Here is a 3,867-nt window from a genome sequence, read left to right as displayed (position 1 = left end):
CGGACGCGGCGGCGGCGGCGTGGCCGAGGCGCCGGGCGCGGGCGCGGCGGCAGCGGGCGGATCGCGGTCCCAACGGGCGATCCAGTCGGCGAAGAGCGCCGGAAAGAGGTGCTGCTGCTCCGGCGTGCGGCAGAAGATCGGCGCCAGGTAGGGCGCCAGCTCGCGCGGCAACGGCGGTTCGGCGCGGCCGGCGAGGCCGGCGAGCACCTGCGCGGCGGCGGTCAGCTCATGCGCGCCGGGGGCGAAACCCTGGCGCCTGAGCTCGCCGGCGAGCTCGACGAGTGCTTCAGTACTGAGCATCGCCCGCCAGTGCGCCGAGCTTGAGCACGGCGTGGGCGCGTACGCGCTCGAGGTCTTCGGCGGTCTTGGCGAGGACGCCGAGCGTCCCCTGGACGATTTGGCGGACTTCGGCGAGCGTGCCGGCCGACGATGCGCCGCGCCCGCGCAGCGCTTTCAGCCAGCCGACGAGCTCGGCGGTGGCCGGCGGCTTGTCGAGTTCGAGCGTGCGCAGCGCGTAGAAGAAGTCGATTGCGTCGGCGGTGAGCGCCGGTTCGCCGTCGAGGTTGGCGCGCACGATGCGGCGCATCGCCGCGGGGTCGGGGAATGGCAGGTGGTAGAAGACGCAGCGGCGGAGAAAGGCGTCCGGCAGGTTCTTCTCGCTGTTGCTGGTGAGGACGACGAGCGGCCGGTAGTCGGGGTCGGCGACGATGGTGCGCAGGCCGAGCTCGGGGATGCGGAAGTACTGGCGCTCGATCTCGTTCAGGATGTCGTTCGGGAAGTCGCGCGGCGCCTTGTCGATTTCGTCGACGAGGACGACGCAGCGGCACGGCCGCCGATGCTCGGGCAACAGGTCGGCGACTTCGGCCGCCGGCCGCGAACGGAGGATGGCTGCGCCGAGTGCGTTGAAGGTCAGGTAGGCGCGGTTGTCGCTCGGCATCTTGTCGTCGTGCGCGGCGTGGAAGCGGCCGAGGTGGTCGAAGTGATAGAAGAGGTCGCGCGCGGCGCTGGTCGATTTGGTTTCGAACATCAGCAGCGGCAGTTCGCCTTCGCCGGTCTGCTCGCCGAAGGTCCGCGCCAGATGGCGGGCGTAGGTCGTCTTGCCGGTTCCCGGCTCGCCGGTGAGGAGCAAGGGCTGTTCGAGCTGGATGGCGACTTCGGCGGCGATGTCGAGGTTGGCGTGCGAGATGTAGCGGTCTGCCGGCGGTGGCGTGAGGGTCATCTGCTTTCCTTTCTTGCGGGTCAGAACGACGCGGCGAGCCGGTCGCGCAGGTCGTCCATCGCCCAGTGCGCGCGCTCGGCGAAGAGTTGGTCGAGCTTTGCCTTCAGGCGCGCGTTGCGGACGGGTTTGACGGCTTCATGCGTCCACCAGCGCTCGACGTCATCGCGCGTGATCGACGCCAGTTCGGGCAGGGGGACGATGGTCGGCGGCAAGTCGACGGGCGCGCTGAAACCGGCGACGAATTCGTCGACGATGCGGCGCATGCGCTCACCTTCGCCCTCGCCGCCGGCGTAGCGCAGGCAGGCGACGAGAACGAAGATTTGGCGCGCCGGGGCGGCGACCCAGCGGCCGAGCCAGGCCGCCGCGTTGGTGAGAAACAGGTGCTCGCGGCCGGACAGCGCGTCGCTCGGCGGTTCGAGGGCGACGATGAAGATGCGCTGCTTGCCGCCGTTCATCCAGCGCTGCAGTTTGGGCCACGAATCGAGCCCGGCGTCGCGCGCGCCGTCGCGAATCGCGCTGAGGATCGTCGCCCCCAGCCTCTCGGGCGTCTCCAGGTTCTGCCGGACGACGCGCGGGACGAGGATCACCTGGCCGGGCGCGACGCCGGGAATCTGGTGGCGCAGCTCGTAGGCGCGTACCCGTTCGAGGAATCCGCAATGTCCCTGGCGCGCGCCGCCGGGCAGGATGCAGAAGAGCGCGCTGCCCTTGGCCCGCGTCGCGCGCCGGTACATCGTATCGATCAGTACATCGCGCAGGTCCTCGCGGTCGCAAAGCTGGATCAGCTCGCCGAGGCGGTCGAGCAGCTCGAGGGCATTGCCCTGCCCGGCGCCGTCGGGCGCCGCCGCTGCCGCGGGCATGGGCGCCGCCGGCGGTGGGCTCGGCGGCGCTGCGGCGAGCGGCAGCGCCTGGCGCGCGAACTGCTTGAGGTGCGCCTCGACGAGCTGCGCCAGTTGCGCATCGTGCTGGAAGTCGTTGACGCCGAAGCGCAGCGAGCCGTCGGGCGCGCGCGAAGCGGCGACGAAATCTTTGACGCGCCGATACTGTTCTTTCTTGTCGTCTTCGTCGGGGTCGTCGAGCTCGATCGTCGGCTTGCGCGCGCAGCGGTAGATCCAGACCTCGCGCCCGCCATTGCGCGCGTCTTCCAGCTCCCAGACGGTTCCCGAGGCGTAGGTCGTTCCGTCGGCGCGCCGGTTGGCCGGCGGCAGCGGCGTGCCGATCCGCCCCCAGAGGAGAACGATCGTCAGGTCGCACTCGCGCGGCAGCGGTAGGTAGGCATTGACCGAATCCTGCGGCGGCCGGCCAGCACTCAAGGGGACGGCGGCGCCCGGCGTGTCCCAGGCGACGACCTCGAAGCGACCGCGCCCAGCGAGCAGCGGGTCGTCGTTGAGCGCCGCGATCGTCCGGCGCACGAGCTCGCGCTGCTCCGCCACGTCGCCGGGCGAAGACAGGAAGATGCGTAGCGGCGGGCGCTCAAGCGGCACGCCAGCAACCTCGCGGCGCGCCGAATTCCTTCGTCTCCTGCATCGTTCTCCCCGTTCTGACGTGTTCCCTGGCGCGTGCCGGTCTTTATCGTCGCCGTGCCGCCAGCTTGGCGGTGTTCAGTTGTCCTTCGGCGCGCCAAGCAATCGAATAATACTTCGGCGTGAAGCGGTTTGTGCGCAGCTTCGTTACTGCTGGCGGCAGCATTTCGTCGCCCCGTTCGCTGCCGGCGAAGCAGGACGATAAAGGAGGTAGTGATCAGGGCGCCACTCGCGCGCGTCGGCGGTGGTCATCGAGCGACGGTCGCACCAGCATTGCAAGCATCTGGGTCCGTCGGTGCGCTGCTTCTGAATCACCACTGGGCTCAGAGCCTTAAATACTTGCGAAAGTAGCGTTGGATCTCATATCCTTCGACCAAGCTTCTTGATGGGAAGCGCAGCATGGTCAATCGACATTCCACGGATTTACAGGACTTTCTGGACTGGAAGCGCCGGCTACTTCAGCGACACGGGCTCGACCGTCCGGATGCGCGTCCGCTCTATCGATATCGTCTGACGATGAGCGAATTCTCTACGCTGGAGAGCTTGCTCAGGACTTCGCTGAAGGGGCCTTCGATGACGCATCACCTCGATGCGGTGGCATCGCAACGCCCTGGCTTTGCCTGCCTGTTTGTTCTTTACGCGGCCGAGTGGTGGCAGCGGCAATATGAGGGTGGCCATTGGTCGTGGGAGCCCATCCTCAAACGCATTGGGGCAAATCCAGACGAATGGAGTCAGGCTCAACGTAGCGAATGCGTCACACGTGGTCTGCGAGACTGGGGCCTGAAGCCTCGTGCAGACGGAGGATTGCGTTACCTTGGCAGCGTCGCGGTTCAAGGTGGCCTGCCGCTGCGATTGTTGGCCGAGGCGCGTGGCGGTATTGGCCAGGTGTTGGGTCGAGTAGTGCAGCTCGCTCGCGGTAGCCGCGCCACCCAGCCCGAGCTGCTGGCTTGGGTGGATAGCCTGCAGGGATTGTTGCCGCGCACTTATCGGCAGGCTGCCATCTTCGCTTTGTTGGCGGAGGTCGTCTGGAGCATTCTTGATCTCAAGGAGCAGGCCCGCTTGACGTCCGGCTCCAACGCCGTGCAGCAACTGGACGAAGCCATTCCCGATTGGCGTGAGCGCTTTCCC

At 67.9% G+C, this 3,867-nt stretch carries 3 protein-coding genes and 1 pseudogene; 1 reads left to right on the top strand and 3 read right to left on the bottom strand.

From position 1 onward, the window contains the following. The 3 genes and pseudogenes from RKP46_RS12660 to RKP46_RS12650 all read right to left on the bottom strand — a co-directional run. Window positions 1-300: pseudogene (locus tag RKP46_RS12660) on the bottom strand (hypothetical protein); the annotation flags it as partial. After that, window positions 287-1,219 carry a MoxR family ATPase gene (locus RKP46_RS12655; RefSeq protein WP_311106976.1) on the bottom strand — a complete coding sequence of 311 codons (933 nt, stop codon included), beginning with the start codon at window positions 1,217-1,219 and terminating at the stop codon, window positions 287-289. The pseudogene RKP46_RS12660 and the gene RKP46_RS12655, both read right to left, overlap by 14 nt. A 20-nt stretch (window positions 1,220-1,239) precedes the next feature. Next, a complete protein-coding gene (locus RKP46_RS12650; protein ID WP_311106975.1) occupies window positions 1,240-2,700 on the bottom strand; it encodes a hypothetical protein in 1,461 nt (486 codons plus the stop codon). Between the two features lie 438 nt (window positions 2,701-3,138). On the opposite strand from RKP46_RS12650, the gene RKP46_RS12645 reads away from it, so the two are divergent. Then, window positions 3,139-3,867 (top strand): STY4851/ECs_5259 family protein (locus RKP46_RS12645; protein ID WP_311106974.1); only part of this gene is annotated, 729 nt, incomplete at its 3' end.

Origin of the sequence: Accumulibacter sp. (assembly GCF_031732815.1) — a bacterium.
In the GTDB taxonomy this organism is placed as follows: Bacteria; Pseudomonadota; Gammaproteobacteria; order Burkholderiales; family Rhodocyclaceae; genus Accumulibacter.
This window is presented reverse-complemented; position numbering and strand designations above follow the sequence as displayed.